Origin of the sequence: Cryobacterium sp. 10I5 (assembly GCF_035019865.1) — a bacterium.
Taxonomy (GTDB): Bacteria; Actinomycetota; Actinomycetes; order Actinomycetales; family Microbacteriaceae; genus Cryobacterium; species Cryobacterium breve_A.
Genome location: NZ_JASJVI010000004.1, coordinates 1 through 26,543 on the forward strand (window position 1 = coordinate 1; position 26,543 = coordinate 26,543).

Annotated in this window: 21 protein-coding genes; 12 read left to right on the top strand and 9 right to left on the bottom strand. The window is 67.8% G+C overall.

Annotated elements, in window-relative coordinates; translation table 11 throughout:
- Positions 1–211, top strand: a 211-nt coding sequence (locus QN350_RS02260; protein WP_323515666.1) for a hypothetical protein, incomplete at its 5' end; no start/stop codon positions are given.
- Positions 208–1,800, top strand: coding sequence for a 2Fe-2S iron-sulfur cluster-binding protein (locus QN350_RS02265; RefSeq protein WP_322138834.1), 1,593 nt, complete (start codon positions 208–210; stop codon positions 1,798–1,800). The genes QN350_RS02260 and QN350_RS02265, both read left to right, overlap by 4 nt.
- A 154-nt stretch (positions 1,801–1,954) precedes the next feature.
- On the opposite strand, the gene QN350_RS02270 is transcribed toward QN350_RS02265, so the two are convergent.
- Complete coding sequence (locus QN350_RS02270) at positions 1,955–3,925, bottom strand: cell wall-binding repeat-containing protein (RefSeq protein ID WP_322138835.1); 1,971 nt, start codon at positions 3,923–3,925, stop codon at positions 1,955–1,957.
- A 259-nt stretch (positions 3,926–4,184) separates the two neighbouring features.
- Here QN350_RS02270 and QN350_RS02275 point away from each other — a divergent pair, with 259 nt between their 5' ends.
- Positions 4,185–6,164, top strand: coding sequence for a cell wall-binding repeat-containing protein (locus tag QN350_RS02275; protein WP_322138836.1), 1,980 nt, complete (start codon positions 4,185–4,187; stop codon positions 6,162–6,164).
- A gap of 63 nt (positions 6,165–6,227) precedes the next feature.
- Here the strand turns inward: QN350_RS02275 and QN350_RS02280 are convergent, their stop codons facing one another.
- Positions 6,228–6,956, bottom strand: a complete 729-nt coding sequence (locus QN350_RS02280) for a CPBP family intramembrane glutamic endopeptidase (protein WP_322138837.1) — start codon at positions 6,954–6,956, stop codon at positions 6,228–6,230.
- Positions 6,957–6,965: 9 nt separating this feature from the next.
- A complete protein-coding gene (locus QN350_RS02285) occupies positions 6,966–8,717 on the bottom strand; it encodes a putative bifunctional diguanylate cyclase/phosphodiesterase (protein ID WP_322138838.1) in 1,752 nt (583 codons plus the stop codon).
- Between the two features lie 339 nt (positions 8,718–9,056).
- Here QN350_RS02285 and QN350_RS02290 point away from each other — a divergent pair, with 339 nt between their 5' ends.
- The 3 genes from QN350_RS02290 to QN350_RS02300 are packed head-to-tail and all read left to right on the top strand — an operon-like array spanning position 9,057 to position 11,637.
- The gene (locus tag QN350_RS02290; protein ID WP_322138839.1) at positions 9,057–9,473 is read left to right on the top strand and encodes a Wzz/FepE/Etk N-terminal domain-containing protein; all 417 of its coding nucleotides are present in this window, start codon (positions 9,057–9,059) and stop codon (positions 9,471–9,473) included.
- Positions 9,474–9,489: 16 nt separating this feature from the next.
- Positions 9,490–10,803 (top strand): UDP-glucose/GDP-mannose dehydrogenase family protein, encoded by a 1,314-nt coding sequence (locus QN350_RS02295; RefSeq protein ID WP_323515670.1) that lies wholly within the window; start codon positions 9,490–9,492, stop codon positions 10,801–10,803.
- A gap of 60 nt (positions 10,804–10,863) precedes the next feature.
- The gene (locus QN350_RS02300; RefSeq protein WP_322138841.1) at positions 10,864–11,637 is read left to right on the top strand and encodes an HAD-IIB family hydrolase; all 774 of its coding nucleotides are present in this window, start codon (positions 10,864–10,866) and stop codon (positions 11,635–11,637) included.
- A 6-nt stretch (positions 11,638–11,643) separates the two neighbouring features.
- Here QN350_RS02300 and QN350_RS02305 read toward each other — a convergent pair whose 3' ends face one another.
- From QN350_RS02305 to galU, 3 genes are all read right to left on the bottom strand, one after another.
- Entirely contained in the window at positions 11,644–13,140 is a 1,497-nt protein-coding gene (locus tag QN350_RS02305) for a cell wall-binding repeat-containing protein (RefSeq protein ID WP_323515673.1), read from the bottom strand.
- Positions 13,141–13,545: 405 nt separating this feature from the next.
- Positions 13,546–14,040 carry a hypothetical protein gene (locus tag QN350_RS02310; protein WP_322138843.1) on the bottom strand — a complete coding sequence of 165 codons (495 nt, stop codon included), beginning with the start codon at positions 14,038–14,040 and terminating at the stop codon, positions 13,546–13,548.
- Between the two features lie 170 nt (positions 14,041–14,210).
- Positions 14,211–15,104, bottom strand: coding sequence for a UTP--glucose-1-phosphate uridylyltransferase GalU (gene galU, locus QN350_RS02315; protein ID WP_322138844.1), 894 nt, complete (start codon positions 15,102–15,104; stop codon positions 14,211–14,213).
- 216 nt (positions 15,105–15,320) lie between these two features.
- On the opposite strand from galU, the gene QN350_RS02320 reads away from it, so the two are divergent.
- Positions 15,321–16,331 carry an LCP family protein gene (locus tag QN350_RS02320; RefSeq protein WP_322138845.1) on the top strand — a complete coding sequence of 337 codons (1,011 nt, stop codon included), beginning with the start codon at positions 15,321–15,323 and terminating at the stop codon, positions 16,329–16,331.
- Between the two features lie 25 nt (positions 16,332–16,356).
- On the opposite strand, the gene QN350_RS02325 is transcribed toward QN350_RS02320, so the two are convergent.
- Positions 16,357–16,884, bottom strand: a complete 528-nt coding sequence (locus QN350_RS02325) for a VanZ family protein (protein WP_322140375.1) — start codon at positions 16,882–16,884, stop codon at positions 16,357–16,359.
- Positions 16,885–17,140: 256 nt separating this feature from the next.
- Here QN350_RS02325 and QN350_RS02330 point away from each other — a divergent pair, with 256 nt between their 5' ends.
- Positions 17,141–19,183, top strand: a complete 2,043-nt coding sequence (locus QN350_RS02330) for an O-antigen ligase family protein (protein ID WP_322138846.1) — start codon at positions 17,141–17,143, stop codon at positions 19,181–19,183.
- Positions 19,184–19,363: 180 nt separating this feature from the next.
- Here QN350_RS02330 and QN350_RS02335 read toward each other — a convergent pair whose 3' ends face one another.
- Complete coding sequence (locus tag QN350_RS02335) at positions 19,364–20,227, bottom strand: ATP-binding cassette domain-containing protein (protein WP_322138847.1); 864 nt, start codon at positions 20,225–20,227, stop codon at positions 19,364–19,366.
- A 224-nt stretch (positions 20,228–20,451) separates the two neighbouring features.
- Between QN350_RS02335 and QN350_RS02340 the strand changes: the two genes are divergently transcribed.
- From QN350_RS02340 to QN350_RS02355, 4 genes are all read left to right on the top strand, one after another.
- A complete protein-coding gene (locus QN350_RS02340; RefSeq protein ID WP_322138848.1) occupies positions 20,452–21,477 on the top strand; it encodes an LLM class flavin-dependent oxidoreductase in 1,026 nt (341 codons plus the stop codon).
- Positions 21,478–21,581: 104 nt separating this feature from the next.
- Positions 21,582–22,604 (top strand): hypothetical protein, encoded by a 1,023-nt coding sequence (locus QN350_RS02345; protein ID WP_323515676.1) that lies wholly within the window; start codon positions 21,582–21,584, stop codon positions 22,602–22,604.
- A gap of 344 nt (positions 22,605–22,948) precedes the next feature.
- Entirely contained in the window at positions 22,949–23,854 is a 906-nt protein-coding gene (locus QN350_RS02350) for a hypothetical protein (RefSeq protein ID WP_322138850.1), read from the top strand.
- A 385-nt stretch (positions 23,855–24,239) separates the two neighbouring features.
- Entirely contained in the window at positions 24,240–25,037 is a 798-nt protein-coding gene (locus QN350_RS02355) for a hypothetical protein (protein WP_322138851.1), read from the top strand.
- On the opposite strand, the gene QN350_RS02360 is transcribed toward QN350_RS02355, so the two are convergent.
- A complete protein-coding gene (locus QN350_RS02360; RefSeq protein ID WP_322138852.1) occupies positions 25,034–26,542 on the bottom strand; it encodes an MFS transporter in 1,509 nt (502 codons plus the stop codon). The genes QN350_RS02355 and QN350_RS02360 overlap by 4 nt on opposite strands.
- Position 26,543 lies beyond the last annotated feature (1 nt).

Here is a 26,543-nt window from a genome sequence, read left to right on the forward strand (position 1 = left end):
CCCCCGAACCCACGACAGCGCGGCCACCCGGGTGCAGACCGTCTCCGTCATCGCCGCCACCGGCGCCCGCGCCGAGGTGCTCGCCAAGCCGGGTTTCCTGCGACCGACCGCCGACTACCTCGCCTGGCTGCCCACCGTCGGCGCAGCGGGACTCATCATCGACGACACCGGACTCGTCTCGACCTCCACGAACTGGGAGCACTACGCATGAACGATCCGCACCTCTGGTGGTACATCTCGAGGGCGAGCGCCGTCATCGGCTGGGCGCTCATGACGCTCTCGGTGGTCTGGGGCATCCTGCTCTCCACCCGGGTGATGCGCCAGATCGACAACCCCGCCTGGCTCCAGGACCTGCACCGCTACTTCGGCGGCGCCGCGATCGTGATGGTCGCCGTGCACATGCTCACCCTGATGCTCGACGGCTGGCTGCACCTCAGCATCGCCGAGGTGCTCGTGCCGTTCTCGAGCCACTTCAAGGCGCTCCCGGTGGCCCTCGGCGTCACCGCGTTCTACCTGCTCGTCGCGGTGCAGGGAACCTCGCTGCTGATGCGCTACCTGCCGCGCCGGTTCTGGAAGATCGTGCACTACTCGAGCTACGCGACCCTCATCCTCGTCTCCTTCCACGCCGCCTTCACCGGAACCGACGTCGGCACAAGCTGGTACCGGGTCGTCTCGATCGGGCTGATCCTCCTGGCGATGCTCGCCGTCGTGCTGCGCCTCGTCGCGGCCAAACGCGGGTCCGGTGTTGCCGCCGGCCGTCCAACGGATGCCGCCCGCGGCAACCGCCCGGCCCCCGCACTGCCCGAGACGCGCACCATGCGTGTCGCGGCAGTGACCCGCGTCGCCGACGGGGTCCTCGGCATCCGCCTGGTCCCCGTGCCCTCCGCCGGATCCGAACCAGAGCTGCTGCCGGCCTGGCACCCGGGCGCACACATCACCCTGCACCTTCCGAACGGCCTCGAACGGCAGTACTCGCTCTGCGGTGACCCCGCCGAGCGTTCGCACCTCGACATCGCCGTGCTGCAGACCGAAACCTCGCGGGGCGGCAGCGCCTGGATCCACGCGAACCTCGCGCCGGGCCTCGTGCTCGAGGTATCCGGCCCGCTCAACCACTTCGACCTGGAACCCGCCGCGGCATACCTCTTTATCGCCGGCGGGATCGGGATCACCCCGATCATGGGAATGATCGAGTCCCTGCCCGCTCGCCGCGACTGGAAGCTCGTCTACCTGGGCCGCAGTCGCCGCACGATGGCGTTCCTCGACGACCTGCTCGAACGCTACCCCGACCGGGTCGCGGTCTTCGCCCGCGACGAGCAGCTCGTGCAACCCGAGGCGAGCGAACTCCTGATCGCCGCCTTCGGAGGCCGCGACGCCCTCGGAACGCCCACTGCGCCGGGAGCCTTCGCGGCGCGCGCCGACGTGTACTGCTGCGGCCCGGAATCCCTGATGCAGGCCGTCGCCGCGCTCGTGCCCCGGGAGCGGATGCACTTCGAACGCTTCGTCGCCCTCGACCGGGAATCCGCCCAGGAACCCCAGGCCGTGACCGTGACCTGCGCCCGCAGCGACGTGACCTTCGACGTGGAAGCCGGCGAGAGCATCCTCGATGCCCTGGAGAACAACGGGATGCCGATCCTGGGTTCCTGCCGCACGGGCGTCTGCGGTACCTGTGAGGTGCGCGTCGTCACCGGCACCCCCGACCACCTCGACTCGGTGATGGCCGACGACGAAAAGGACTCCCTGCGTGTGATGTACCCCTGCGTGTCCCGGGCGACCTCCGCCGAGCTGGTTCTCGACATCTAGTTCCCCCCCTCCGCACCACCAACACTCGTGCGGGCTTCCGTGAGGTGTCGCAAATCGACCTTCGTGGGCCGTGGGAACGTCGATATGCGACACCTCACGGACGTGGCGCGACACCGTCTGGAGGCCGCTCAGGCCTTCGCGGGTCGTCAGCCCCCTACGGCAGGATCGCGCTGTTCACGGAGTTCTCGCCGCCGAGCACCACGATCTTCCCCGGGCGGAGCCGGTTCAACTCGGCCTGGACCACCGCCGGGATGTTGTCGGCACGAGTGAGAAGGATCGGTGCGTCCGCGTCGCCTGCCACCGCCGCTCCCGAAAGAGCGTCCGGGAAGTTGCTTCCGCTGGCCAGATACACGACCGGCAACCCGGGAGCGAAAGTCGCCGCGGAGATCGCCGCCGATGTCGCGAAACGATCGTCGCCGGCGATCCGGGTCACGGCTCCGGCTGCTCCCGTCGTGAACGTCCCGAGCTGCGCCACAACGGATGCCCCGACCGAGCTCTCCCCGCCGAGCACCACGATCCGCCCCGGCTTCAGCCGCGTCAGCTCGGTTGCGATGGCGGCAGGGATCACGTCCTCCTGCACGAGCAGAACCGGCGCGCCCTGGCTGCCCGCGACCGGAGCTCCCGAGAGCGCGTCCGGAAAGTTCGACCCGTTCGCCACATAGACGACCGGGCGTGCCGGAGCGAAGCCGCTCAGCGAGATCGCCGCCGACGTTTCGTAGCGGTCCAGCCCCGCGATCCGCACGACGCCACCGGTTGTGAACGTCGCGAGCTGCTCGGCCACGGATGCCGAGACCGCGTCCTCTCCTCCAAGCACCACGATGCGTCGAGGCTTCAGCCGCGTCAACTCCGCCTCGATCGCCGCCGGGATCGCGTCGGCCGTGACGAGGAGCACCGACGTGCCCTGACCGCCGGCGAGCGCTGCACCGGAGAGGGCATCCGGAAAGTTGAATCCGTTCGCGACATAAACGGTGCTGACTCCCGAGGAAAAACGCCAGGCCGAGAGGGCCGCAGACGTCTCAAATCGATCCGCGCCGAACAGCCGTTGCCGCAGGTGGCTCCACTGGCTGGCGTGATCCGGAGTCCCGGCGTTCCGGATCACGTCGTCACCTACATTGGTGACCGGCTGAACCCCGCCGACCGAGGCCCAGTCTGAGACATAACTCGGCGCACCGCCCGTGACCTGGTAGACCCGCTGGCTTGGTTGCGCGGCCACGAACGTGCCGTCAGACGGATGGAAGCGCAGGTGATTCCACGGGCTCGCGGCATCCGCTGACCCCGCGTTCTGGATATCGTCGTCGCCGATCGACACCGTCGGCTTCGCGCCGCCGACCGTCGCCCAGTCGGAGATGTAGAGGGGAGCGCCTCCGACGATGGTGAACACCTGCTGGCTCGGTTGCGCCGAAACGAGCGTGCCGTCGGCCGGGTAGGGGCGCAGGCCCGCCCACTGCGAGTCGGAGAGCGCGATTGTTGGTTTGACCCCGCCGAACGTCGCCCAGTTGGATACGTAGATCGGAGCCCCGCCCGCGATGCGGTACACGTCGCCCCGGTAGCTCACGAAGTCGCCCGAGTGCACGCCCGAGCCGGAGTCCTTGAAGTGGATGTACCCCGACGGCGCACTCGCCGAATAGGTGCTCTCGTGATAGGCGCCGTCGTGGCCGCCGGTAACCGTGCGCCAGTTGTACGCTTCGACCGTCACCGTGCCGCCGGGGTTGACCGACTCGACCCAGGCGAGGTGCCCGTAGGCCCACCAGGCGACCGCGCCGACGGTCGGGTTCATGTCCACGGTGTAGCCGCGGGCGCGGGCATCATCGGCCCAGCCGGTGGCGTCGTTGTGGAACGGCATCTCGAACCCGTTCCGGGAGTGCAGCCGCCAGGCGACGAACGAGGTGCACTCGCGGTTGTACTCGAGCCAGGTGTCGAACGTCGAGTCGATCGGCGCGTTCTTCCACTGGGCCGGGTAGTCGTCGGTTCCGGCGTTCGCGGCCGGGGCGAAGACGAGGGCGGATGCCGCCAGCACGACGACCGCGACGAGTCCCGCCAGTCCACGGGTCAGCCCGAGAACCAGCCGTTGGGCGAGGCGCTCACGACGCCGGATTGCTCTGCGCGTGCGCGTGTCCTGAATCATGGGCCCCCGTCGGATCGCTGTCGCGTCCCGACCTGTCTAACAGATCCGTGAACCGGAGCCGTCCCCCCATTTTAGGTGCCGCGCAACCGCTGCGCGCCAGCTGTTTCGCGGGATGGTCGCAGACCTGCCAGACGAACACGCTAGGAGAGTTTGACCGGGCGCGTGACCGGGCAATAAGGTTCGATCCGGGGGGTTACCTCCGCGCGTACGCAGCGGTCGTCACGCTGGCCGGCGCGCCGGAAAAAAAATGAGAGTTGTCATGGGGAACATCAATCACCGAATCCGGGAGCGCAGCCTTGCTGCGATCCTGGCCATATCTGCGTTGCTCGTTGTGGGCACGCTCGCCGGCGCAACGCCGGCCAATGCCCTCGCCGACCCGGGCACCGGATCGATCAGCGGCACGATCACGCAGGATATCAAAGGCGTCGTCACGCCCTCGACGGCCTCCGGTATCACCGTGTTCACGGGCGAGGGCCAAAGATACGCGGGCTACGCTCAGGTGGATGGAAACGGCCACTATTCCGTTGGCTCGCTCGCGGCGGGCAGCTACGTTCTGTACTTCGGTGCCGGTAGTTCGGCGACCATTTCGGAGTTCTACGACAACGCGACGAGCTTCGCGTCGGCTCAACGGGTTGTCGTTGCTGCGGGCAAGGCGACGGCAGGAATCGATGCCGTCCTGGAAGCCGGATCGACGGTAACCGGGAAGGTCACCGCAACCCAGGCGGGTTCCACGCAGCCCATCGCCAACGTGTCGGTCACGGCCACGGACTCGACGGCTCCGAGCAGTCAGTACCAGTCCTGGTCGTACTATGCCCAGACGGATAGCGCCGGAGAATATTCCCTCACCGGGCTCGCGGCCGGCACCTACAAGATCAGGTTCGTCAGCAGCGACTCCGGGGTCGTCTCCAAGTGGTACACGGATTCGATCGACTTCACGTCCGCCACGACCGTCACCGTGGGCGCCCAATCGACGCTGCCCGGCATCGACGTAAACCTGCAGGCAGCAGGTGCGATCAGCGGAACAGTGACCCAGACCCTGGGCGGCGTTCCCAAGGTCGCGCAGAGTTATGTCGACGTGTATTCCGCCGAGAGCGGTGACTATGTCACCGGCGCACCGACCAAGCTCGATGGGTCCTATTCGATCGGGTCGTTGATGGCCGGTACCTACAAGGTCGGATTTGTCGGGTATGACAGCAACTCCGGCCTTGTTCCTGAATACTTCGACAACGCCAGCACTCTCGCCTCCGCAAAGCCCCTGACGGTCGGTGTGGCGTCCACAGTCGCGAACATTGATGCCGAACTGAGTGATGTCCCGCTGCCGACCAATGTCACCCGCTTGTCGGGTTCGGACCGGTTTGAGACGTCGTCTGCGATTTCCGCGGCGACGTTTGATCCGGGTGTCTCGGTGGCGTATGTGGCCAGCGGGTCCAATTTCCCCGATGCCCTCTCGGTGGCTCCGGTCGGGGGTAAGGACAAGGCTCCCGTGCTGCTGGTCCCGTCAGGTTTCATCCCGGCGCCGATTCAGGCCGAGTTGACGCGGTTGAAGCCGCAGCGCATCGTGGTACTCGGAAGTGCGGCGTCCGTGTCCGATACCGTTTTCACGGCGTTGCAGGGATTCACGACGGGCACGGTCACACGGACGGCCGGTACTGACCGGTTTGCCACGTCGGCGGCAGTCTCCGCTATCGCGTTCAGCCCCGAGGTTCCCGTGGTCTACATAGCGAACGGGTACAACTTCCCCGACGCCCTTTCGGCCGCTCCGGTCGCCGGCAAGAGCGGTGCCGCCGTGCTGCTGGTCCCGGCGGATCGCATTCCGGCGGTGATTCAGGACGAACTGACCCGGCTCAAGCCCGGACGGGTTGTCGTCCTCGGCGGATTCGATTCGGTCTCTGAATCGGTCGCGACCGCGTTGCAGGGGTACACCACGGGAACGGTCACCCGAATCGCAGGGGGCGACCGTTTTGCCACGTCGGCGGCCATCTCGCAGTCCGCGTTTGACCCGGGTGTGCCGGTCGTCTACGTCGCCAATGGGTTCAATTTCCCCGATGCCCTCTCGGTCGCCCCGGTGGCCGGGATCGACAAGGCGCCCGTGCTGCTGGTTCCGGAAGGGTGGATCCCGGCCGCGATTCAGGCGGAGCTCACGCGATTGAAGCCGGGCCGCATCGTCGTCCTGGGTGGGCCCACCTCGGTTTCCTCCGCGGTCGCCCAGCAGCTCGACGCATTCGCCGTCGCACCGTAGTCCTGTGCACCACGAACGGCCCCCGCGCGCAGGTGCGGGGGCCGTTCGGAGTTCCCCCGCCGTCTACCCGAGCAGCGCCGGCACCACCACGAGTCCGTTGAACACCACGTGCGCGATGATCGCCCCGCCGAGCCGCCCGGTGACCGCGGTGACGGATGCCGCCGCGAGCCCGAACACGAACGTCCCGGCCCCGACCACCCAGAGCACGGTCGGCGAACCGGCATCTACCACGTGCAACAGCGCGAACACCAGTGCGCTCACCGTGCACGCGAGGGCCAGGGCAACCGGGCGGCGGGCATCCGTCGCCGCGGCGACCGCCCGCAGCAGGAGGCCGCGGAAGAACAGCTCCTCAATGACGGGAGCGATCAGCACCGGCGCGAGGAGCGACAGCACGATCCACCAGGCGTCGTGCGCCGGGGCGTCGAGAGTGACGCTCCCGGTGCCGATCCGCCCGTAGCCGGCGATCTCGAACAGGCTCGCCACCACCCGGGTCAGCAGCCCGATCGTGAGCCCCCAGAGCAGGTCGAGCGGGTGGAAGCGCAGCCCGACGTCGCGGGCGAGCGAGCGGGAGCCGCGCAGGTAGCAGGCCACGAGCACGCTTCCGAGAAGTGGCACCCACACCACGAGGTAGCTGAGCACCTCGACGAGTCGCGGGTCGGTGAGGTAGCCGTGGCTGAGCGCCCAGTCGGCCGCAAGCACGAGCAGGATCGCCCCGACCGCGCCGGCGGCCGCGTCGTCGACGCCCCAGCGCACGCGCCGACCTGGGGGAGTGGCGGGAGCAGCGGATGTCATGCACTCAAGCTATCGTGCCGCCCGCGCGCTCAAGCCCGCGCACACCGCGGCAAGGTCGTCGGATGCCACGGGCCGGGAGAAGAGGTATCCCTGCGCGAAACGGCACGCGTGTTCCTCGAGCCAGTCGGCCTGGACATCCGTTTCGACGCCCTCGGCAATGACGCTGCTGCCGAGCCCGCGGGCCAGCCCGAGGATCGACTGCACGAGAGGGGCGTCGTCGGCGGCGCAGCCGATCCCCGAGATGAAGCGGCGGTCGATCTTCAGCACGTTCGCCCGCACCTCGCTCAGCCGCTCGAGGTTCGACGAGCCGGTGCCGAAGTCGTCGATCATGATCGGGATGCCCGACGTCTGCAGCTGGGCCATGTTCGCGTGCACCGCGCCGTACTCCACGACGTAGTCGCTCTCGGTGAGCTCGATCTTGAGCGCGCCCGCCGGCAGCGCCGCAGCCGTGCACAGAGCGAGCAGCCGGTCGGCGTAGTGCGGGTCGCCGAGTTCGATGCCCGAGGCGTTCACGCTCACGTAGAACGGCGGCGCCCCCGGCTCGACCGGCATCGTCCACGTCGACGCGGTCATCACGGCGGTGTCCACGATCCAGTCGCCCAGGCGCGGCATCGCACCGCTCGCCTCGCACAGCGGGATGAACTCGACCGGCGAGATCGCGCCCCGGGTCGGGTGCGTCCAGCGCAGCAGCGCCTCGGCGCCCACGGCCCGCCGGGTGCGCAGGTCCACGATCGGCTGGAAGACGAGGCTGAACTCCCCGTTCGCGATGGCCTGGCCGACCGCCGTCGCGGTGGCGTAGTGCCCGCCGTGGATGCGGGTGGTCCCGCGCCCGGCCCGCTTGGCGCTCGAGAGCGCCTCGGTTACCCGTGTGCGGAGCCCGGAGGCGGACTCGCCCGGCTCATGGCCGGCGATGCCCGCGGAGAACCCGTGGACCGACCGCATGCGCTGCACGGCGGCCTCGGCCTCCGGGGCGGTCATGCCCGGCAGCAGCACCGCGAATTCATCGCCGCTGGTGCGGGCGACCACCGTTCCCGAGTCCGGGCCGCCGAGCTGTGTGCAGTGTGCGGCGAAGTCGATCAGCACCGTGTCGCCGAAGTCGCGCTGCCGCACCTCGTTCGTGAGGGTGAAGTGGTCCAGGTCCATCAACACAACGGTCGCAACGTCCTCGGGGCGGGCATTCCGCACATGGTCGTTCAGGATCCGTTCGAAGTAGACCCGGTTGCCGAGCCGGGTCAGCTCATCGGTCTCCGACTTGAGCGCGCTCGTGACAAGCCAGTGCAGGCCGAAATTCGCCATGATCGCCGCGGGGATGATCAGGAGCAGGTCGATGCCGCGCATTCCGGGGTGCAGGAACAGCGCCGTGGTGACAAGCACAGTGCCGGCGACGGCGAACGGCAGCGACTGCACGATCGGCAGGAACATGTACGACAGGGCCAGCGCCACAAGGATCCAGGTGCTCATTGCGAGGGCCGAGGATGTGGTGTCGGTCAGGTAGACACTGACGGCGGTGTCGACCAGGACGAAGGTGAGCACGATCTTGCGCACGGTTTGGTTGAAGAAGCGGCGCAACAGGATGGACAGAAGACCGACAGCGAGTGAGATCCCCGCGATGACGACGAACAGGCCCGCATGTGGGGCCGCACTCTCTTCCGGCCCCAGAACGTAGACGAACAGCGCGAGGGCGGCCGCCGTCGTCAGGCTCCCGAGCAGCAGGCCCGCACGGCGGGCGCCGTCGAACATCCCGGGATGGAACGTGACCATCAGTTCGGTCCGGAAGAACTTCCCCAGAGACTCGCTGGGCCGTCGTGTGCGATTCCCCCCTGAATCGCTCATTAGCCGGTCGTCTGTGGTGGGGTCAGGTGCGGGCCGTCGCAGCGCGGGGGAGACGACTTCCGATCCGCCGAATTGCATACAAATGTGAAGCCCATTGGGTCAGACTACCGCCGCAATGCACGCCCTCGCTCGATTTCGACGATACCTTTCGGCGTTGCGACGCCGGGCGGCCCCCGCGCGCGTGGCGGTATGGCTCCAACCTGTGAGAACATGACTGGGGGGCACAATCTACGGGCCTTGCTGTGCACTTCAGGGAAAGGCCGCCGCGTGGAACTTCGCGACTACATTCGCATTCTGCGCAAGAGCTGGGTGATGATCCTGCTGCTCGCGCTCGTTGCGGTCGCCGCAGCCTCGACGTACTCCATCCTGCAGACTCCCAAGTACAGCGCCGTCGCGAAGGTCTTCGTCTCCACGCAGGCCAGCGGCACGACGAGCGACCTGGCCCAGGGCAGCAGCTTCACGGTGCAGCGCGTCAAGACCTACTCCGACCTCGTCGGCACCCCCATCGTGCTGTCGGGTTTCGAGGTTCCCCCTAGAACGGCCCCGCACCTCGGTGCGGGGCCGTTTGGCGTGTGGGACGCAGCAGCTTCGGGGTGTCAGCGGCCGCGGGTCGGGAAGCGGGGCGCCGCTGACCGCTCGATGGAGCAGCGCCCGGGGCGTTCGCAGGGTCCCGGTATGGTTTAGCTATGGAGTTGCACGCATGAAGATTTCTGTCATTGGCTGTGGGTATCTGGGAGCCGTGCACGCGGCCGCCATGGTGGAACTCGGGCACGAGGTCGTCGGGATCGACGTTGACGCGAAGAAGATCGCACAGCTTGCTGTCGGTCTCCCGCCGTTCTTCGAACCCGGCCTTCCCGAGATCCTGACGTCGGCGATGGCCACGGGTCGGCTCCGGTTCAGCACGGATATATCCGAGGTTGCCGGCTCCCGGGTGCACTTCGTCGCCGTCGGCACCCCGCAGAAGCCTGGCAGCTACGCCGCAGACCTGACATACGTGGACGTCGCCGTGGAAGCACTCCTCCCTCATCTGGGCGACGGAGATCTCGTCGTAGGGAAGAGCACGGTCCCGGTCGGGACCGCTCGTCGTCTCGCGGGCATCGTGGAGGCATCCGGCACCGGCGCAACCCTCGCCTGGAACCCCGAGTTCCTGCGGGAGGGCTTCGCAGTGAAAGACACCATCAGCCCCGATCGCCTCGTCTACGGTGTTGCCGCCGGGGAGCCGGGTGACCACGCGACCGCGCTCCTCAATGAGATCTATGCTGCCGCCCTCGCCGCGGAGACCCCGCTTGTGATCACCGACTTCGCCACCGCCGAACTCGTGAAGGTCGCGGCGAATGCGTTCCTCGCCACCAAGATCAGCTTTATCAACGCCATGGCCGAAATCGCCGAGGTCACCGGAGCCGATGTCACCCAGCTGGCGGACGCGATCGGCTACGACAACCGCATCGGACGCCGCTTCCTCGGTGCGGGCGTCGGCTTCGGCGGCGGATGCCTGCCGAAAGACATCCGCGCCTTCACTGCTCGTGCCGAAGAACTCGGCCGTGGCGACTCGGTGGCCTTCCTCAAAGAGGTTGATGCGATCAACCTGCGTCGTCGTCAGCGCGCGATTGACCTCACCGTGTCAGCCCTGGGAGGCCGCGTCTACAACAAAAAGGTGGCTGTGCTCGGTCTGAGTTTCAAGCCGCATTCGGACGATGTGCGTGACTCGCCCGCCCTCGACGTCGCGGTGCAACTCCACGGTCTCGGCGCCAATGTCGTGGCGACTGACCCGCAGGGCATCGAGAACTCGAAGGCCCGGCACCCGCAGCTCACCTACTCGACTGACCTCGAGGAGACCTTGCGCGACGCGGCCGCTGTCGTTCTGGTGACAGAGTGGCCTGAATTCCGCCACCTGGACCCGGTCTGGGTTGGCAACCTGGTCAAGGACAAGATCGTCATCGACGGACGCAACTCTTTCGACGCCGCCGCATGGCGTGCCGCCGGGTGGACGTACCATGGTCTCGGTCGTCCGTAACGGACGCCTCTGGCGAGCAGCTCGACTTTCACGTCCATTAGTAAGGAACGCAGCACTGCCATGACGACTCTTCCCCGCCTTGTCGCCTTCGACCTCGATGACACTCTTGCCGCGTCAAAGTCCCCCATCGACCCGAGGATGGCGGACCTGATGGTTCGCCTGCTCGGTGTCGTGGAGGTCTGCGTGATCTCGGGGGGGCAGATCGGCCAGTTCCACATGCAGCTGATCGACAACCTCATCGACGTTGACGACAAGACCCTGGCCCGCCTGCACCTGATGCCCACGTGCGGTACGCAGTATTTCCTGCATAAGCAGGGTGGCTGGACGCAGATCTACGCTGAGTACCTCACCGATGACCAGAAGTCACGGGCGCTCGCGGCCGTGGAGACCACGGCACGCGAACTCGGCTACTGGGAAAGCGACACCTGGGGCCCGATCCTGGAAGACCGCGGTTCACAGATCACGTTCTCGGCACTCGGCCAGGCCGCTCCCGTGGCCTCCAAGGTCGCCTGGGATCCGACCGGAAGCAAGAAGAACACTTTGCGTGAAGCCGTGCAGGCGCTGCTGCCCGACCTCGAGGTGCGCTCCGGAGGTTCAACTTCGGTCGACATCACCCGACAGGGCATCGACAAGGCCTACGGTATGAAGAAGCTCGCCCAACTGACCGGGGTTCCCCTCGACGACATGCTCTTCGTCGGCGACCGGCTCGACGAGAACGGCAACGACTACCCGGTGCTCGCGCTCGGCGTCGAGTGCTTTGCTGTCGAGGGCTGGGAAGACACCGCCGCCTTCCTGGAGACGTTGATCCCCAGGCTCGCGGCTGCATCCGTCTGAGCCTGCTCAGCAGGGTGCCAGATTCTCCACGTTGCTACTCAGGCTGGCGACGCCACCAAGAACCGTGACGTGGCTCGACCTGAGGGCCTGCATATCGTGGACGGTCTGCGTCGGGACGCAGTCTCCCGGTGTCAGAAACAGTGGGGAACGCGAGAGACCCGCCAACGGCACCCCGGCGAGGGCATCGGCGAAACCGGTTCCGTTGGCGAGGAAGGCCGTGCCACTGGAGTCGGACGGCATGCCGGCAAAGAATAGGTTGTTGACCTGCCGGTTGGTGTCGTAGCGATCCACCCCACTGGGATGGACCATCACCTGGCCCCAGTGGTCGAAGTACCCCAGCTGGGCGACAATCTTCGGCCGGATGGCATCCGGGCCGCCGACGACGAAGACCTCACGAATCGCAAACTGAAAACTCTTGAAGTAGTCAAAGGTGTCCTGGTCAAGGAAGGGCAGGGAACCGTCGACGAGCAGCACGGGCGCCTCGTACCTAGCTGCGGCGGGACCGATCGAGAGTGCGTCGGGGAAGTTGAGTCCGCTCGCGACGAAGATTCGGCCGCCTTCGATGTCGGGACCGAATGCGTCTGTGACGATCTTCCGGGAGGTCTCGTAGCGGTCCCGTCCGCCGATGCGCACGACATTCCGGTTCAGCCCCTGCAGGCGGCTGAACACGGCCTGTGAAACGGATGCCTCCCCGCCGACCACGACAATGCGCTGGGGCTGGAGGCGGGTGATCTCCGCAACGACGGCGTCGGGGACGCGGTCCGGCGGCACCAGGAGTAGCGCTCCTTTTCGATGGGACGCTGCCGGGCCCGCGCTCAATGCGTCGGGCCAGTTATAGCCGTTTGCGATATAGACGACGGGCACGCCGGGTGTGAATCCCGACCGTGAGACGGCTACAGCCGTTTCGAGTCGATCGGCGCCGGAGATACGAGACACAGTGGTCTTCCACGCGGGCAGCGTGCCATCGATGCCTGTCGTCGTCTGGCCTGTCTCCACCGGAACGAGCACACTGCCGGCTGCCTGCGTGCCCCCGCCGTAGAACCGGTCCGCGAAAACGGGCAGACTGTTCAGCTGTGAGAACTCCACGGCATAGGACCCGGCCGGAAGTCCGCCCACGGTGAAGGCGCCCGTCGGATCGGCCCCGCCGTTGCTCACGACAGCGTACGAATTCGAGACCGGGTCGAACAGATAGGCCGTGGCGATGACATGGGCGAGAGTGCCATAGTCCGACGGGGCCGGGCCACTAATGTGCCCAGAGAGCGAGCCGCCGTAGTTCATGGTCACGTCGACCCCGGTGACGGGAGTGCTGGAAGCGAAAACAGTCGAGCTTTCCTGCTGATAGGACGTGTTCCCGAACCAGGTTTGAGCATAGACGGTGTCGTTCGAGGTCACTGTCGAGACCGTCGCCACAATGCGATACGTGCCCGGTGGCACCTGAAGGGTGTACGTCGCCACGTCCCGCCAGGTGTCGACGGCGACGCCGGTGAGTGTGTACGCGGTCACCTGGACAAACTGAAAATCTGGAATGGGCCCGCCCTGGGGCGGAGGCGATGGGTTGGGCCTGATCGTGCCGCTGATCGTGGTTGCGGTGGCCGCCTGGGCGGGCTCACTTACGGCGAAGCCCGAGAGCAGCGACACCATCAGGGCGCACGCCAGCAGGGAGGCAATCCGTCCGCGTGGTGCGGACCGAATGCCTGCAGCCCGGAATGCGCGCATGTGTTCCCCCTGACATCGCTGCCATCACGAGGTTAAGAGGGTGAAACCACCCGGATGCAGTACTCCGAATCATAGGGTGGCGTGCGGGGCACTGCTGCCCCCCAAAGGGAGCGCGTGGGACCTCGGATGCCGTAGGGGCGGACGGTGAACGGTCCCTGGACGCAACAAGAGTGGACGGCTCGAGGGGCCCGGTTACCGGTGCTGCGCTGACCTGGCGTGGGGGAACGGTATCTGAGGAATCCCGATCAGGAACGCGGAGAGGGGCGTGCGTGCGATGACCAGCGCCGCCATCCAGGGCACGACCAAGGCCACCAGGAACGAAACCGTCAGTCCGAACGGCGGAACAGTCGACCCGGGCGGCGGGGTGCGCATCAGCCAGAGCACGGCGCTGTGGGTGAGGATCACCATCAGGCTCACCTGGGCAAGCTGCGTGAACCCGGTCTGGATGAGGCGGGGGAGTCGCGGAATGAAGGCCTCCGCCAGGAACAACAAGGCGACACTGATCGCGATCGCGACCGCTACAGAAACGATGGGTGTCCCGAAGTCGGCCCCTTTGAGGTCGACCAGAGAGGACAGCCCGGTGGCGACGAGACTGGCGCTGATCGCCAGCAGCAGAAGGCTCGTCACGACCGGTCGGGTCACACGGTCCCGAAAGCGTCGAACCAGCGTGCCCGACAGCACGAACACCAGGCAGGCGAGACCGGTTCCGACGGCCTCCGGGATCGCAGCCAGTGCGCCGTGACTGGAGTACGCGATGCCCAGGAGAATCAGGGCACACCCCCACGGCAGCCAGCTTGGCCCGCGCTCGAGGATTCTGAACGCGGGTCGACGCGGGTCTCATTCGCCTTACTCTAGGTTCACTCGAGGGTCGCGGCGAACTTCTGGAGCCAGACGCGCAGGTCCGGGCCCAGGTCGGGACGGTCGACCGCGAGCTGCACGATGGCCTTGATGTAGTCGAGCCGGTCGCCGGTGTCGTAGCGGCGGCCGCGGAAGATGACTCCGTAGACGCCGCCGGTGAACTGCGGGTTGACCGCCATCACCTGCAGGGCGTCGGTGAGCTGGATCTCGTTGCCCTTGCCGGGCTTGGTGTTCTGCAACACTTCGAAGATCTCGGGGCGGAGCACGTACCGTCCGATGATGGCCAGGTTCGACGGGGCATCCGCTGCGGAGGGCTTCTCGACCAGACCGGTGACCTTCACCACGTCGGGGTCATCCGTTGTCTCGACCGCGGCGCAACCGTAGAGGTGGATGCTCTCCGGCTCGACCTCCATCAGGGCGATGATCGTGGCGTTGCGCTTGCCCTGCTCGGTGAGCATCTTGGAGAGCAGCACGTCGCGGTCGTCGATGATGTCGTCGCCCAGGAGAACGGCGAAGGGCTCGTGGCCGATGTGCATCTTTGCACGCAATACGGCGTGACCGAGGCCGAGCGGGTCGCCCTGGCGCACGTAGTGGATGTCGGCCAGGCCGGTGGCGAAACGCACCTTGGCGAGGCGGTCCTGGTCACCCTTCTTCTCGAGGAGGTCTTCGAGCTCGGTCATCCGGTCGAAGTGGTTCTCGAGCGCGTTCTTGTTGCGGCCCGTGACCATGAGCACGTCGGTGAGGCCCGCGCCGACGGCTTCCTCCACAACGTACTGGATTGCCGGCTTGTCTACGACCGGGAGCATCTCCTTGGGCATGGCCTTCGTGGCGGGCAGGAATCGTGTTCCCAACCCGGCGGCGGGGATGACGGCTTTGGTTATCTTCGTGGTCATGCCTTCAGGGTAGTGAGGAAAGGTTACGGCGTCATTGCGGGGGGGATGGACGGCGTGTCACCCCCGTTTACGGGTGTTTTTGGTCGTTCAGCCCCGGGCCGCGGTTTGTGGCCCGAGCTATATTGTTTGCACCTGAATCGCACCGTTCTTGCACCGCGACTGCTGGAGGCCCACCGTGTCGAACCCGAATCGAGAATCGTGACGGAGGCGGCCGCTGTGCGCCAGCCGTCGGGGGCCTGGCGAATCACCTCCATCGTGCTCGTCCTCCTCCTCGCTGCGGGTGCCGGTGTCGCGAGCATCGGGTCCATCGTGGGGCGGCTCTTCGACCTCAAGCTCCCCACCTTGTCCCACCCGTTTCCCGCGGATGCCGCCCGGCCGCCGGTCTCGACCGGGCTCGCCGCAGGGGCGCAGAACATTCTGCTGCTGGGCTCGGACACGTGGGACAAGGTCAACGGTTCGATCGTGAACATCAGTAAGCAGCGCTCCGACACCATCATGGTTGTACACATTCCGGCGGACCGGCACCACGTCTACGTGATGTCGATCCTGCGGGACAGCTGGATCGACCTGCCCGGCTTCGGTTCGGACAAGATCAATGCGGCGCTCTCGTATGGGGGCGTGCCGCTCGCCGTGCAGACGATCGAAGGACTCATCGGCACCCGCATCGACCACGTCGCACTCGTCGACTATGCCGGGTACAAGGGGCTCACCGACACGCTCGGCGGGGTGGACATCCTGAACCCGGTGGGGTTCCAGTCCTCTGCGAGCGACCACTACTACCCGTCAGGGGTGCAGCATCTCACCGGCGACGAGACCCTCGCCTTCGCGCGGGAGTGGCGGGCGTTCCCCGACGGGGACTTCCAACGGGTGCGCAACCAGCAGCTGGTGATGAGGGCAACGCTCACCAAGGCGATGCAGCCGGAGACGCTGACCGATCCCGGCAAGGTGTCCGCCCTGTTGTCTGCGGTACGCCCATTCGTTGCCGTGGACGAAGGCCTCAACGTGGACTACCTGACGGCGCTTGCGGGGTCGCTGGCGAGCATCCGCTCGACGGACTTCACGTTCTTCACGGCGCCGACGAAGGGAATCGGGGTGTCGAGCGACGGGCAATCGATCGTGAACCTCGACCTGGCGAAAATGCAGACGGTGCAGCACGTCTTTCAGACGGACACCCTCGACACGTTCGAGCCGGAGTACCAGACCATGCAGACGGTGCCGGCGCCGTAGCCGCCGCCGAGAAGGGGATGACGGCTCAACGGGTGGCCGGTGCAGGGATATCCGCACGCGGGGTGGTCGGCTCGAGGTTTCGGGAGGCCAGGTGCAGCACCAGCAAGCCGAGCAGCACGCCGATGACGGAGCCGCTCGTGTTGGCCAGGACATCGTTCAGCGTGGCGAACCGGGCCGGCAGGAAGACCAACTGGCCGAGTTCGATCGTGCAGCTCGCAGCGAAGCCGGCCGCGATGCCGAGCCACCAGCGGGATTTCCCGGCCAGGACCACGATGAACATTCCCACCGGGATGAAGAGAACAATGTTCGCGGTGAATTCCACCAGGCTGTACCGCAGCCAGTCCGGGGCGCCATGGGCGTGCAACCACCCGAGCACCTGGGTGAGAGTGCCATCGAGGCTGCCATCCACCGGCGTCGGCCAGAATGCGATGAGTGCGAGGAAGACCAGGTAGGTGGCGGCGAGGCCGAGCATCCAGCGGCGCAGTCGGGGATGCCGCTGGGCGCGCCCGTCGCGGTCTGGTTGCCCTCGGCGTTCAGCGACCGAGTCGAACATCACAGCACCTCCCGGACATGAGCGGGTGAGGACCGGTCCGACGGCGTCGGGTTGTGGACCACGTCACCATCGATCCGTCCACTGTATTCCTCCCCGCTGGCAACCGGCTGCCCGGATTGGCGCGGGTTTGCGGGCCGTCGGGCCAGCGGATACGGTGGGCAGGTCAGAATTGCTCAGGCCAGGGGCCCGAGATTGCGATTTCTGAGGGGGTCCACGCGTGAGCGTGGCGGTGCGCGAGTGCCGGAGGACTAGGTACATGAGCCGATCCGGCCGCGCCCGCGAACGGTTGGGCGCAATCGCGATCTGGCTGCTCGTGCTGGCCTCGGTCGCACTCTGGCCGGACGCCTTCGTGCGCTGGTTCCTCCCCAAGGATGCCCTCGCTGCCATTGCGGTCGTCCTTGCCGCGCTGTCCGGCGCACGGGGACGACTTCCGCGCTGGTTTGTCGCCGCGAGCTCGGTGGCTGCGGCCATCGCCCTGACCGCCGTACTCCTGTCCGCAGCGCCGGCCTCCCAGCTGTGGGGCCGATGGCCGCGCTACGAGGGCCTGGTCACCCTCCCCGTCTACTTCGGTGCGGTCTGGGCGGGCGCGCGCGTGCTGGGGCCCGGGACTGACTCTGCGGCCGAGGCCGCGGCCACGGCCGGGGCGTCGCGGACACGGACACTTGTGCGCGCGGTCGCTGGTGCGGCCCTGCTGCTGGGCTTCGTCTCGGTGTTGGAGGCCTGTGGTGCCCGGCCGTTCCCCTCCGACCTCGCCCGCCCCGGAGCGCTCACCGGCAACGCAACGGACCAGGGTGTCCTGGGTGCGTTGTTCCTGGCGCTGCTCGCGCTGCCCGTACTGCGCGCATGGGCGCCGCACGCCGCTCCCGCGACCGGCGGCGCGGCATCCGCTGCCCGAGGCCAGGTCGTCGCGACCGCCGTGACTGTGGGCGAGCGTGCCGTTCTGAGCGCGGCCCTGGTTCTGTCCCTTGCGACGGTCGTTCTGTCGGCGTCGCGTGCGGGACTCGTCGCCGCCTTCGTTGTGCTCGTCACCCTCTCGGCGCTCGAACTTGCCCGCCTGCGCCTTGCCCGTCGCCGAACCAATTCGACGGAGTTTTCGGGTAAAACGATCAAAAACAGCCTTCCCACGCGTGTTTCGGGCAAAAAGTCCGTCGAATTGGTTCACTCTGAGCGCGGCCCGGGGCGCGGGCGGGCACTTCGCATTGTCGTCGTGGCGGGCGGCGCCGTGCTTTTCCTCGTCGGTGGGGCTTTCGCCGTGCCGTTCACCCGTGACCGCTTGCTCGGCGTGAGTCCCCTCTCCGGGTCCTCTCTCGAGGCGCGGTTCGCCTATTGGCAGCAGAGCATCGATGCGCTCGCGGGGCGGCCGTTCGGTGTGGGCGCGAGCGGTTTCCTGAATGCGAACGCGTCCGCCTCGACCTGGGCCGACACTCTCGATTCCCCGCACAACTGGATCTTCCAGGTGCTGCTGGCCGGTGGCATCCCCTTGCTGTTGGTCGTGCTGGGCATCTTCGTCTCCGTGGGCGTTGTCGGGGTTCGTGTCTGGCGACGGGCCGCGATCGGTCAGGCGGATGCCGCCCGCGCCGACGTCCTCGCCGCCGCCGGTGCCGGGCTGGCCGGCTACGGCGTGGCACTACTGACCCACTTCACGGCGCCGTCGACGACGATCGTCGCCGGACTGCTGCTCGGACTCCTGGTGTCCCGGGCGCCCAAGGCCCGGACGTCGTCGCCGCGATCGTCGCCAGCGGGCAGTGGCCCGGCGGTTCGGCGAGGTGTGGCGGGCATCCGTTCGGGGTTGCTTGTCCTCTGGGCCGTCTGGCTGGTCCTACTCGTCGGCGCAGATGTTCCGCTCGCCGCGGGGGTGAGCGCCGCCGCGCGCGGCGACCTCTCCGGCGCCGCGGCGTCGTTCGAGCGGGCGCAGGTGTTGCGGCCGTGGGACGCCGACCTCGCGAGCATCGCGGCGCAGTCGTTTGCGGCGGAGGCCGACGCGCAGGTCGCCGGGGCCGCCGGGTCGGCCGTGACGTGGGCCGAACGATCGCGGGCGCTACTACCGGGGACTGTCGCGACCGAGCGGGCGCTCGCCGTCGGGCAGCTCGGCACCGGGGACATCACCGGTGCGGAGGCGACCCTCGCCGCACTCGCTGCGCTCGCCCCCAACGATGTCGCGGTGGCGGTGCAGCATGCGGTCGTGCTCTACCTCGGCGGTGACGCGGAAGCCAGCGGCCTCGAAATCCGTCGAGCTCTGACGCTCGACCCGGCCGACCCGACCGCACTCAAGGTCCGCGACTTCCTCGCCGGGCACTGACGCTGCAGCGCCCGCCGCGCCCGCTGCGTCCGTTAGAGGCCTCACGTTTGAGGCCGGTGAGAGGAGGTCCATCCCAACCAATTCGGCAGAGTACGTGCCCTTTCGGGACCTGGGACAGCTTCTCATCCGGTTCGAAACTCGAAAACTCCGTCGAGTTGATTCGGAGACGGGACGTCACGGTCAGGATGCCGGTGGGTGTAATGGGGGGCGAGGTTCGATGATGCGCCCGGTCTGCAGAACCGCGATGCGCTCGCAGCACTCGGCGGCGACGTCGACGTCGTCGGTGACGAGGATGAGCGCGAACTTGTGCTCGCTCTGCAGGGTGCGCACGAGGCGGAGCAGGTCGACGAGCGAGCGGGCGTGCGCGGGATCGGCGGGGATTGCGGCGATGACGAGTTCGGGGTCGAGGGACAGAGCCGCGGCGACCGCGACCCGCTGCACGACGATGGGGGAGAGATCGCCCGGGTAGGACAGGGCCACGACCTCGGGGTTGTCCAGGCCGACGCGGGCGAGGGCCTTGAGGGTGCGCGCGCGGGCGGAGGGACGGTCAAGTCCGAGGCGCCGGCGGAGTGGGGTCGCGAGTTGGCTGAGGATGGTGCGGGAGGGGTTAAGGGACCCCAGGAGGTCGGGCGGAAGGTATCCAATGTTGGCGCCGAGGAGGCGGGCCCGGGCGCGGCGGTTCAGGCCGACGAGCTCCTGGCCGTTGAACAGGATCGACCCGTTCGTGACGGCCTTGTTCGCGGGCAGCAGGCCGGCGATGGCGAGCGCGGTAGCGGTCATGCCGCTGCCGGACTCGCCGACGAGGGCCAGCGACTCGCCCTGCATCAGGGTGAGCGCGACGCGGGACACCTCTGGTTCACCGGGAGTTGCACCGCGGCCGCGAGTGCGCGGACGGGTGTGACCGACGGTGAGTCCGCGCACATCGAGCAGCGCCATGGCCCGGAATGCATGGGAGGGCACGGGATCCTGGTCGGCGCGCTCGCGCACAGCGGTGGTGGACTTGGTTCCGGCATTCCTGACGGTGTGGTCACGTAAATGGTTCATGGCCGGGCCTATCGTGTTGCAGCGAGTGATTTACTGTATCCAATCGCCACCAGCTATGACCGGTTCTACAGAGATTCTCAGGAACGGCATATCTCCTGCGAAATGTCCCCCAACCGGCCAAAAGTGCCCATTCTGCGGGGTCGGGCTGGAATTTGCAGGAGTTATGCACCGGCGGGTGCGCACAGCAGGGAATCTCGCACGTTCAAACGTTGTTTGACTGGAAGATGAAAACTTTGCCGATCAGCGTGCTCGACCTGGCCAGCCGCCCCGCGGGCGGCACGAACGCGGAGGCCGTGGCCGGCAGCATCCATTTGGCGCAGCGTGCGGAGGAGCTCGGCTACGCCCGGTTCTGGGTGGCTGAGCATCACAACATGCCGGCGATCGCCTCGAGCGCGCCGCCGGTGCTGATCGCGGGGATCGCGGCGCGGACGACGCGGATCCGGGTGGGGTCTGGTGGCGTGATGCTGCCCAACCATGCCCCGCTCGTCGTCGCCGAGCAGTTCGGCACCCTGCGCGCGCTCTATGGCGACCGGATCGATCTCGGTATCGGACGCGCGCCCGGCACCGACGGCGCGACGGCGCTCGCCCTCCGCCGGAGCGAATCGGGGCTGGGTGTCGACGACTTCCCGCAGCAGCTCGTGGACCTGATCGGGTTCTTCCACGGCGGCATGGCGGCGGACAATCCGCTGAAGGGTATCACGGCCTACCCGGGGCTCGGCGACGCCCCGGAGATGTGGCTACTCGGTTCGAGCGGGTTCAGCGCGCAGCTCGCCGGGGCGCTCGGGCTGCCGTTCACGTTCGCGCACCACTTCGCGGGCGAGCACACCGAGGAAGCCCTCGACCTGTACCGGGCGCACTTCGAGCCGAGCGCGTTCCTGGCCGCCCCACACGCGATGATCGCGGTCGGGCTGATCAGCGACGACGACCCCGAGGTGGTGCGCCGAGAGTCTCTGCCCGGGCTGATCACCTTCCTGCGGATGCGGCAGGGCAAGAAGCCCGCCCCGGTGTCGCTCGAGGAGGCGCTCGCCTACCGTTTCACCGAGTACGAGCTCTCGTTCGTAGCGTCCCGGAACCGCCGCCAGGCCGTGGGCGCCCCGGCCGAGGTGGATGCCCGGCTCACGGCGCTCCTCGACGCCACCGGGGCCGACGAGCTCATGCTCAGTGCGCAGTCCGCGACACTCGCCGGGCGCATCCGCTCGCTCGAGATCGTGGCCGGCCTGCGGGCAGACCCTGCGGACGCCGCGGCATAATACCCCTGTTCGGGGAAGAAACTGAGGGGTAGTCACGTCCCGCTAACCGGGATTTACTGACTGGGCCGCCCCCACCCGAACAGGGGCGGTACGGGCAGGTTGCTATGGACGCGCCACAACACCGGTCGTGGTTCCGCCGAACGGTCGGCGGGTGCGCCCGCGTCGTCGGGGCGGTCAGCCTCGTGCTCGTCGCGGCGACGCCCTCGTTCGCCGCAGCCCGCATCACAGCGGATGCCCCCGCGCCCGATCCCGCCTCCGCGTCCGCCGCTGTCGCGCCCGGCTCCGGCACCATGTCGGCAGCCGGGGCCCGCGCGACCGCCTCCGCCTCGCCCGCAGAATCCACGTCCGACTCGTCCGACTCGTCCGACTCGGCGGTCGGCGCCGTCGGGTCCGGCCGGTACGCGAACCTGCAGCGGACGCCATTCCGGTCGAGAGTGGCCCTTGTGCCGGTCATTGTCGACCGGAAAGGTGCCTCTCGCGGTCTCGTCGACTGGCAGTCTCCGCGGCCGGGGTCCCCCGGGGCAGTGGTCCGGCTGTCGTTCGGCGCCACGCAGTCCGCCGCCGCGCACACGGAACGGATCGCAGAAGCGGCGCGCATCGCCGAGGTCGCGCGGGTTGCGGAAGCTGCCCGGGTTGCCGAAGTCGCCCGGGTCGCGGAGGTTGCCCGGGTTGCGGAGGAGGCGCGGGTCGCGGAAGCGGCGGCCGTTGCTTCCGAGGCGGCACGGGTCGCCGTGGCCGCGCAGGCCGCTGCAGAGGCGGAGGCGGAAGCGGCAGCATCCGCCGCCGCGCAAGGCGTGCCCACCTACACGAAGTACGTCTGGACCAGCGGCTGGCAGGCCGAGATCGACAGCTGCCAGGGCGCGGTCGACCTCAGCGGCAACTACGGAGTCGCGGTGATCGCCGAGCACTGGTCGTGCGGCGGGTCGCACTTCCCGGCGGACGGCACGACCATCGCGCTGACCGGGGTGAGGTCGGGCACCTACCTGGTCGGCGCGGTCGTTGCGATCCTCAACGCGAACACCGAACGCGCCGATGCCATCCCGCGCGGCTACGACCTGCTGTACCAAACCTGCATCAACGGCTCGAACACGACCATGTCGTTCACCGAGCTCACCCGGGTCGGTTGACCAGCGGCATCCGCCGGCTGGAGCACACCGCCGCGTCGGCCTGTGGACGACGCGAGGCGAGGTGAGGTGGCGCAAATCGACGTTCCCGTGGCTTACGAACCTCGATTTGTGGCACCTCACGAGGGCGACGCTCGTGGCGCACCAGCCCACCCCGATGACCAACCGTGAAGTGTCGCATATCGAGGTTTAGAGGCTGCGGGAACCTCGATTTGCGACACCTCAGCGCGAGGAGCGGCCACCACGACCCGTGTGCGCGGCTCCATAACAGGGTGGGCGTTCAACGCAAAACCAGTCGCCCTGTGCACGACAGCTCCGGCAGAGTCTCGGGCGCGCATCCTCGTCACATGACCAGTCGCATTCCACTCCCGCCAGGCCTTGGTGATGGGCCGTTCACGACTCGCGCCGCCGCCGAATTGGGTATCGGCGAGGCGCGACTCCGGGGCCCCGACCTCGCCCGCCCGTTCCACGGCGTGCGCTTGCCGCAGTCGGCGATAGCGCTCGGCCAGCGTGCGCGAGCGCTCCAACTTCGGCTTCCCGAGCCGGGGTTCTTCTGCTCGATTACGGCGGCGCTCATCCAAGGGATGCCGCTCTCGCGCCGGCACGAACGCACGCGCGAGCTGCACGTAGGGATGCCGTCGCCGTTGCGCTCAAGCCGGTGTGCCGGGACAGTCGGGCACAAATTCCTGATCGAGCGGGGCGATCTCTGTGAGTGGTACGGCTTGCGGATGACCGTGCCCGTGCGCACGTGGTGCGACCTCGCCACTGTTCTCGACCTGGAGGACCTCGTCGCGGCCGGTGACTACGTGATCAACGTGGAATACGGGCTCGCAACATATTCAGAACTCGCGGCCGCTGCCAGGCGCCACCGCGGCCGGCGCGGCCGGGCGCGCCTGGGCGAGGCGCTGGCCCTGCTTTCCGACCGGTCGCGGTCACGAGCCGAGTCAATCGTCCGTACCACGATCGTGCTCGCGGGGATCGAGGGGCTCGTCGTGAACCAGCCCATCGCGGATGCCCGGGGCGTTGTCATCGCCGAAGGCGACCTCTGTTTCCCCGAGCGCCGAGTGATCTTCGAGTACCAGGGCGACTATCACCGAACCGAACCCGATCGATGGCGCAAGGATCAGACCCGCAAGGCCCGACTGGCCGCAGCGGGGTGGACGGTCGTCGAGATCGCCGGCGACGAGCTCGAGAACCGATGGATGCTGCTGCAGATCATTCGCGACACTCTCGCGCTGCACCCCGCTCGCTGACCCGTGCGCTGGCTCCCTCGCTGTTCCTGCGCTGTTGCGGCCTTGCCCGCTCGCAGTCGCAACCGTGCGCATCCACTTGGTGAGGTGTCGCAGATCGAGGTTCCCGTGGCTTGCGAACGTCGATATGCGACACTTCACGGAGTTCAGGCGGACGGGTCTTCGCTCGAACACGACCATGTCGTTCACCGAGCTCACCCGGGTCGGTTGACCAGCGGCATCCGCCGGCGCAGATGCTACCGATATTGTTTAGTTAGCAACACTAATTGCGTTCTTTCCCTCCCGGGCATCGCGCGCACGGTACCAGGCCCCAAGCGACGTTCCAGTGCGTCGTCCGGCCGGCGATGCGCTCCGCATAGACCATCGCCCCAGCGAAGGAAAGAACGGCATGACGCAACCAACCCAGGCGCCGACCGGCGGCGACTCCGGTGGTCCCGGTGTCGATGACAACGACAGTCCAGCGGGAGCGACTCGCGGCGAGATCGCGCGCGTTCTCCGCCTCGAGGCTGCGGCGATGGACCCATTCGCGGTAGTCCTTACGTCAATCGAGGACGGCATCGGGCGGTGGCTGGAGTTAGGTACGGGGGACAACACTCGGGTGGCTTTTGCCGAGTCCGCTGAGTACATCTATCCGAGACAGGTCGAGGCCCGTGGTGCGACGAACGCGACCGCTGTTGAGTTCATGGTGGAGAACGCGGCGGGTGACGAACGTCGCGCGGGGCGGCCGTACACGGTGGCCATGGGCGACCGGCTCAGGCTGGCGACGGACGTGCAGGTGTTCGAGTGGATCGACGCGAGCCAGAGCGTCGGCCGATCATCTGAGCGCCCTCCGTTCAAGCGCCTCGTCATGTGGTGGTTGGTCAGCGCCGTGGCGACCGGTGCGACGATTTCACTCTATGCACTCGCCGACGCGGGGGCCCACGTCGGCGGCTATATCGGCGTCGGTGCCGGTGCACTCGCGATCGTCTTCGGTGCCGCGGCGACTATCCAGAGGAATATCCGGATCTCGGTGCGCATTCGGAGAGCGGCGTTCGCATACTGGCAGGTGGCACGAGCCGCGCAGGTCTCAGCGATCTACCCGCCAGAACGCGCCGACCCCGAGGCCCAGGAAACGGTCGTTGGAGACGACACGCCCCAGCCGCCGGAACACTCGGGGTCGCCAGACGGGCGGATGCTGCCGCACTAGAAGTGCGCGTCGACCCGCTTCGGCAGCACGAAGACGAGCAGCAGCGCCAGCACGCTGAACGCGGCGCTGACGGCCATCGCATCCGTCGCGGCGGTCGTGAATGCGGACGCCAGGGCGTCCTTCCCCGGTCCGGCGACGACGAGGTTGCCGAAGAGCACGCTGCCGATCACGGCGATGCCGACGGCGGCGCCGACCCGCTGCATCACGCCGACGACACCGCTCGCGGCACCGGCCTCTGCGCGGTCGACGGTCGCGACGATGAATTGCGCGTTCGGGGCGATGAAGAATCCGCTGCCGAGGCCCGCGATGAGCAGCGGCGGAAGCAGCTCCCAGTTGGTGATCGACGGGCCGATCAGGAGCAGGGCGAGGTAGATCCAGATCAGGCCGGTCGTGACGAGGGTCACGCCGATCACGAGTACAGTGCGGCCGAGGCGCTGCGCGAGCCGGTTGCTCTGCGAGGCACCGACGATGTTTCCGATCGCGAACGGGATCGAGACGAGCCCGGACTCGAGGGCGGTGTGGCCGAGGCCGGCCTGCCAGAGGATCGAGATCGTGAAGAAGATGCTCGTGAACGCCGCGAAGTAAACGAGCGCGAGCACGACCCCACCGGAGAAGGCCGGGTGGGAGAACAGGTGCGGCGGCACGAGCGGGCTCTTGCCGCGGCGGGTGAAATTGACCTCCCAGGCCCCGAACGCGGCGAGGAGCAGCGCCCCGGCGACGAGGGTGAGGTAGGTCCAGAGCGGCCAGCCCTGGTCCTGGCCCTCGATGAGCGGCACGAGCAGGGCGACGAGGCCGCCGGAGAGCAGTACGAGCCCGATGAAGTCGATGCCCGAGCTCGTCTTGTTCGGGTCGCGCTCGGCTCCGGCGGGGAGCATGAACACGGCGGCGATGAGCGCCGCGACGCCGATCGGAAGGTTGACCCAGAACACCAGGCGCCAGCCGTTCTCGTCGCCGAACGCCTGGATGATCAGGCCACCGAGGATCGGGCCGAGCGCGGTGGAGACACCGATGACCGAGCCCATGATCGCGAACGCCTTGCCGCGCGCCATCGGCGGGAACAAGAGCTGGATCACGGCGGTGACGGCGGGCACGAAGATACCGCCGGCGAGGCCCTGCACGACGCGGGCGATGATCATCTGCAGGTCGTTCTGCGCGAGGCCGCAGGCGAGGCTCGCGAGGGTGAAGAGCGCGAGCCCGGTGAAGAAGACCCACTTGTGGCCGATCCGGTCGCCGAGCCGCCCGGCGGGAATGAGCGCGAGGCCGAACGCGAGGGCGTACCCGGAGATGATCCAGGACAGCGTCGCCTCGGAGGCATTGAGGCTCTCCCGGATGGTCGGCAGGGCGACGTTCACGATCGTGGTGTCGAGCAGCGCCATGAACATGCCGGCAAGCAGCACGATCAGGGCCTGCCACGCGTGGCGGGGGATCACGACGGGCGGTCGGGTGCCGGGCGTGCCGGTGCCGGAGCCGGCCCCGGTGGAGGTCGGAGCGTTGGTGTCTGACATG